Here is a 5,314-nt window from a genome sequence, read left to right on the forward strand (position 1 = left end):
TTCAGTCTTCTTGTTTGCCTCTGGTGCGCCTGCGGGGCCCCCCTTTGTTGCGTCCCGCTTGTCTGGGTGGCGCGGGGGGGGGGGGTGGGTGTCCGGCGGGGGGGGGGGGGGGCGCCCGGGGGCGCCCCCCGCCTCTCGGGCGTTCAAGGGGTGGCTCAGGCAGCGCCCTTGGCGGCTTCCTTCAGCTTGGAGCCGGCGCTCACCTTGGCGCTGTAGCCCGCGGCGATCTGGATCGGCTCGCCGGTCTGCGGGTTGCGCGCGGTGCGGGCAGCGCGGTGGGTGCGCTCGAAGGTCAGGAAACCGGGGATGGTGACCTTCTCGTCGCCCTTGGCGACGACCTCGCCGACGATCTCGGCGAAGGCGGCCAGAACGGCGTCGGCGTCCTTGCGGGTCACCTCGGCGCGCTCGGACAGCGCGGCCACCAGCTCACTGCGGTTCATGTGTACTCCTGTGGTCTGTTCGCTTGCGGTGTGCGGGGGCCCATCGGTGCTCCCACCGGGGGGCACCCGGATGGGCCGCAGGTCCGCACACAGTGCTCGTGCAGGCAATGCGTGGTCGCAGGCCGGGTCCGCACCCGATGCCGCGCGCCGGAGCCTTCGAAGGCCCGCCCGCCTGCCTGGATACGAATCCTGCCCCGACCGGCCCCGAGAAAGCCAATCGGGCCCCGGCCGAGCCACCCGAACATCGCCCTCCCGTCGGAGGTGTGACGCTCCGTCGGCTCCGGCGGACCGGGAGCGGGCGGCGGTCGGGACGACACGCCGGAAGACCAGGGGGACGTTCCGTACTTGTCGGACACGCCTGCCCCGTGCAGGGCTACCGTACGCCCTAGGCACGACAAGCCCAAACACGCCCCTCGCCCTTGTGTCGCAAGGGTTCGGGGCGGACTTGGGCGAGTACGGGCGCTATTCGGTCATTTGACCGATCCGCGGCACCGCCGCGGGCTCCCCCGTCAGAGCTTGACGGTGGGGAAGGAAGCCGTGTCGAGGGTGCCGACGATGCCCGGGGTGGGACGGGCCGGAACGGGCTCGCCCTGAGCCCCCGCCAGGGCCGCCTCGCGCACCGCGGAGGCCACGGTCTTGGCGACGTCCTTGTGGAAGACGCTCGGGATGATGTAGTTCGCGTTCAGCTCGTCGTCGCCGACGGTGGTGGCCAGCGCCCGGGCGGCGGCGATCATCATCTCGGTGTTCACGGTGCGGCTCTGGGCGTCCAGCAGGCCGCGGAAGACGCCCGGGAAGACCAGCACGTTGTTGATCTGGTTCGGGAAGTCGCTGCGGCCGGTGGCCACCACGGCGGCGGTCTGACGGGCGATCGCCGGGTCGACCTCCGGGTCCGGGTTGGCCAGCGCGAAGACGATCGCGTTCTCGGCCATGGTGGCCAGGTCGTCGCCGTCCAGGACGTTCGGGGCCGACACGCCGATGAAGACGTCCGCGCCCGCCACGGCCTCCTTGAGGCTGCCGGTGCGGCCCGAGCGGTTGGTGTGCTCGGCGATCCAGCGCAGGCTGTCGTTGAGGTCGTCACGGCCCTGGTGGACCACGCCGCGCACGTCGGCGACGGTGGCGTGCTCGACGCCGGCGGCCAGCAGCAGCTTGAGGATCGCGGTGCCGGCGGCGCCGGCGCCCGACATCACCACGCGGATGTCGGCGATGTCCTTGCCGACCACCTTCAGCGCGTTGGTGAGGGCGGCGAGCACCACGATCGCCGTGCCGTGCTGGTCGTCGTGGAAGACCGGGATGTCCAGGGCCTCGCGCAGCCGGGCCTCGATCTCGAAGCAGCGCGGCGCGGAGATGTCCTCCAGGTTGATGCCGGCGAAGCCCGGGGCGATCGCCTTGACGATGGCCACGATCTCGTCGGTGTCCTGGGTGTCCAGGCAGAGCGGCCAGGCGTCGATGCCGGCGAAGCGCTTGAACAGGGCCGCCTTGCCCTCCATGACCGGCAGCGCGGCCGCCGGGCCGATGTTGCCCAGGCCCAGCACCGCCGAGCCGTCGGTGACGACGGCGACGCTGTTGCGCTTGATGGTGAGGCGGCGGGCGTCCTCGGGGTTCTCGGCGATCGCCATGCACACGCGGGCCACGCCCGGGGTGTAGATCATGGAGAGGTCGTCACGGTTGCGGATCGGCAGCTTGGACGACATCTCGATCTTGCCGCCGAGGTGCATCAGGAAGGTGCGGTCCGACACCTTGCCGATCGACACGCCGTCGATCGCCCGCAGCTTCTCGACGATCTCCTCGCCGTGGGCCACCGAGGAGGCGGCCACCGTCACGTCGATCCGCAGCGCCTCCAGGCCGGAGGCGGTGACGTCGAGGCCGGTGACCGATCCGCCGGAGGACTCGACCGCCGTGGTGATCGCGCTGACCGCGTTGCTCTGGGCCGGGACTTCGAGCCGCACCGTGATCGAGTTGGAGACACTTGGCACCGTCGCCATCGACGCTTCCTTCTTCCGTCCATCGGCAGGTTCAACATTTTGTTGAAGGCATCACCTGCGCATGCTAGACCTCGATCGTCGCACCTACCAGGGCGTAGCCAGAAATAACGTTCATTGAGTGTGCGGACCCCACAAGCGGGCCCCCGGACGGCCGGCGGGCCGACGGCGGGCGGGCGACAACAGGGCCCGCGACTTCTTGCCTCTCCGGGCCGATGCGTTACATTGGACGGGACACCGGCTCGATCCAAGCCCCCGGGCCCAACCTTCGTCCCTCAGAGGGACCACTTGCCGCGAGGCGAGCATGGCGGGTCGGTGTCGTAAACGTCTGAAGGCCCCTCACCATCCGGTGAGGGGCCTTCTTCGTGGCCGCGGACCCGCCGTCAGCCGCGCGTCAGCCGTGCAGCAGCGCGGGCACGCCGGCCGAGTCCGGCAGGTCGTCCGGACCGGACAGCACGGTCAGCCGCTGGGTCGCGCGGGTGAGCGCCACGTAGAGCACCCGCAGGCCCGCCTCGGACTCGCCGGCGATCCCGGTCGGGTCGGCCACCACCGTCGCGTCGTACTCCAGGCCCTTCGCCTCCAGGCTGCCCAGCGCCACCACGCGCTCGCCCAGGCCCTCGGCCCAGCCGGCCGCCTCGGCCCGGCGGTCCATCGGCACCACGATCGCGACGGTGCCGTCCACCTCGGACAGCAGGCGCTCCAGCTCGGCCTTGGCCGCCGCGCCGAAGGCCTCCGGCGACGGGTCGGTGACGGCCGCGAAGCGCGGCTCCACCCCGACGTGGCGCACCGCGCGCGGCGACGGCGTGCCCGGCGCGGCGAGCGCCAGCACCTTGGCCGCCACCTCGGCGATCTCGGCCGGGTTGCGGTAGTTGACGGTCAGCGTGAACCGGCGGCGCTGCTTGCCCGCGAGCACCTCGTCCAGCGCGGCCTGCGCCTCCTGCGGGAACGGCCAGGAGGACTGGGCCGGGTCCCCGACGATCGTCCAGGTCGCCATCCGGGCCCGGCGGCCGATCAACCGCCACTGCATCGGGGTGAGGTCCTGCGCCTCGTCCACGATCACGTGCGCGTACTCCGTGCGCTCCACCGGCTGGCGGTCGCGCTGGCGGGCACTGCGGTCGGCGAAGGTGGTGACCTCCTCCAGGCCGGTCAGCAGGTCCACCGCGTCCACCTCGCGGACCTTCCGCCGGGCCGGCTCGCCGAGCAGCACCTGGAGCTCGTCCACCAGCGCGACGTCGTGCGCCGACAGCGCGCCCTCGCCGGCCGCCGACAGGTGCCGCCAGGAGCCCGCCAGCAGCCTCGCCTCGTCCGGGGTGACGGCGCGGCGGGCGATCCGGTTGGTGTGGCGCGCGTGCTTGAGCGTGCCGAGCACCTTGCGCGGGGACAGCGCCGGCCACCAGGCGTCCAAGAAGTCCAGGAACGACGCCTCGTCCGAGACGTACTCGTCGAAGGACTCCTTCTCCTCCTGGCGCTGCTCGCGGGCGTAGTGGTCGGTGGGCCTCGGCAGGTGCCGGGTGGCCTCCTGCCACAGGGCGTCCAGCAGCAGCCGGCGGGCGCGCGGGCGCAGCAGGTTCAGCGGCGTGCCGCCCGAGCCCACCACGTTGCCGCGGACGGCCTTCAGCCGGCCGGCGTCGAGCTTCAGCACCTCGCCGCGGGCGACCACCTTGAGCTCCTGCGGCGCGCCCAGCTCCAGCGCCGCGCGGGCGGCCCGGCGCAGCAGCTGCACCATGCGGCCCGAGCCCTTGACCCGGGCGGCCTCGGGGCTGTCGTAGGTGCCCGCCTCGATGCCGTCCACCAGCGAGCCGACCGCGCGGATCGCGACCTGGCCCTCCTCGCCGAGCGAGGGCAGCACGCCCTCGGTGTAGGAGACCAGCAGCGGGGTCGGCGAGACGACCAGGATGCCCCCGGCGTAGCGGCGGCGGTCCTGGTAGAGCAGGTACGCGGCGCGGTGCAGGGCGACGGCGGTCTTGCCGGTGCCCGGGCCGCCGGTGACGAGCGTGGCACCGCCGGCGGCGGCGCGGATGACCTCGTCCTGCTCCTTCTGGATGGACGAGACGATGTCGCGCATCGAGTGGCTGCGGGCGCGGCCGAGCGAGGCCATCAGCGCGCCGTCGCCGACGACCGCCAGCTCCTCGCCGCCCAGGGTGGGGGTGAGGTCGGGGCGCAGCAGGTCGTCCTCGACGCCGATCACCTTGCGGCCCTTGGAGCGGATCACCCGGCGGCGGATCACCCGGCCCGGCTCGACCGGGGTGGCGCGGTAGAACGGCGCGGCGGCGGGCGCCCGCCAGTCGATCACCAGCGGGCCGTACTCGGCGTCCAGGACGCCGAGCCGGCCGATGTGCAGGGTCTCGGCCACCGCGGGGTCGGCCGGGTCGAGCGGCGTGTCGGAGGGGATGCCGTGCTCCTCCGGGGCGTCGGCCCGCTGGAGGTCGATCCGGCCGAACAGGAAGTCCTCGAACTCGTTGTTGAGCCGCTGGAGGTGCGCACCGGCCCGGTAGACCTGGGCGTCGCGCTCGGCGAGCGCGCCGGGCGTGCCGACCTGGACCCGCTTGGCGGCGTCCTCCAGGATGTACTCGGCCTCGGCGAGCTTCTCCTCGAGCCGGTGGTAGACGGTGTCGAGGTGCTGCTGCTCACCGGCGATCTCGCGCTCGCGCACGGTCTCGTGGTCGGTGGCGGGGGTGGTGTCCGTGTTGCTCTGCATGGCCTCGGTGGTTGCGACGGAATCCGGCTCCGGAAAACGAGCGGACGGATGATCCTACGCCTCGGTCGGGGGAAACGTGAAGGCCGGGCCCCCCCGGGGGGGGGGCGGGCGGGACTGTTTTTAAATGGGGGGGGGGGGTTGGCGGGGGCCCGGCCCCGGGGCCGGGGGGGTTTTAAGAGGGGTGGGCGGCGCCCAGA

Annotated in this window: 3 protein-coding genes; all 3 read right to left on the reverse strand. The window is 72.8% G+C overall.

Annotated elements, in window-relative coordinates:
• Positions 1 to 155 precede the first annotated feature (155 nt).
• Positions 156 to 440 (reverse strand): HU family DNA-binding protein, encoded by a 285-nt coding sequence (locus tag ACFV4F_RS10735; protein WP_030242980.1) that lies wholly within the window; start codon positions 438 to 440, stop codon positions 156 to 158.
• 509 nt (positions 441 to 949) lie between these two features.
• Entirely contained in the window at positions 950 to 2,422 is a 1,473-nt protein-coding gene (locus ACFV4F_RS10740; RefSeq protein ID WP_380491204.1) for an NAD-dependent malic enzyme, read from the reverse strand.
• Between the two features lie 391 nt (positions 2,423 to 2,813).
• A complete protein-coding gene (locus ACFV4F_RS10745) occupies positions 2,814 to 5,117 on the reverse strand; it encodes a HelD family protein (protein WP_380435421.1) in 2,304 nt (767 codons plus the stop codon).
• Positions 5,118 to 5,314 lie beyond the last annotated feature (197 nt).

It is taken from the genome of Kitasatospora sp. NPDC059722 (genome assembly GCF_042733235.1).
In the GTDB taxonomy this organism is placed as follows: Bacteria; Actinomycetota; Actinomycetes; order Streptomycetales; family Streptomycetaceae; genus Kitasatospora.